Below are 796 nucleotides of genomic sequence, written 5' to 3'. Positions count from 1 at the left end.
GCCGCAGGCGAAGATGCGGGATCGCTCGCGCCCGGCTGCCCTGGGCCGCCTGCGCCGGTCTGATTCGCGGTATTCGCCTGGTTCGATGTCATGGCGCGCATTTCATCACAAACCGCACTTTTAAGTCCACTCAATTTCCGCAAAACATCTGTCTTATATAAGACATATGATACCGTTTGACTTTGAGCGAGACGGCTCCTACACTCCGGGTCGAGCAAGGGTTCGCGGGTGCAAAAGCGCGTCCCCGGCTACGTGCCACGGCCGTCTCCAGGTTCACCGCGTCTGCCGTCGCGAGTCCTCCGCCCTGCTTCAATGCAACACTCCGCACAACGCGCATAGAATGGCGTTTTCGCGAGTGTCCAACGCTTTACCCGTCCTGGAGATTTTCAATGGCTAAGCCCGCAAAGCGTGTTGCCGTCACCGGCGCCGCAGGTCAAATCGCTTACTCCCTGCTGTTCCGCATCGCGAACGGCGACCTGCTCGGCAAGGACCAGCCGGTCATCCTGCAACTGCTCGACCTCCCGCAAGCCCAAGGCGCCGTCAAAGGCGTCGTGATGGAACTCGACGATTGCGCGTTCCCGCTGCTGTCGGGCGTCGTGATCACCGATGATCCGAAGGTCGCATTCAAGGATGCCGACGTCGCACTGCTGGTCGGCGCACGTCCGCGCTCGAAGGGCATGGAGCGCAAGGACCTGCTGTCGGCAAACGCCGAAATCTTCACGGTTCAGGGCGCTGCGCTGAACGAAGTCGCAAGCCGCGACGTGAAGGTGCTGGTCGTCGGCAACCCGGCGAACAC

General features: G+C 61.4%; 1 pseudogene. It reads left to right on the top strand.

Annotated elements, in window-relative coordinates:
* Nucleotides 1–389 precede the first annotated feature (389 nt).
* Nucleotides 390–796, top strand: a pseudogene (locus G3O01_RS44955) (malate dehydrogenase); the annotation flags it as partial.

This window comes from Burkholderia sp. Ac-20365, from assembly GCF_017104715.1.
Taxonomy (GTDB): domain Bacteria; phylum Pseudomonadota; class Gammaproteobacteria; order Burkholderiales; family Burkholderiaceae; genus Paraburkholderia.
Note: the sequence above shows the minus strand (reverse complement) of the source record. Positions and strands in the feature narration are given on the sequence as shown.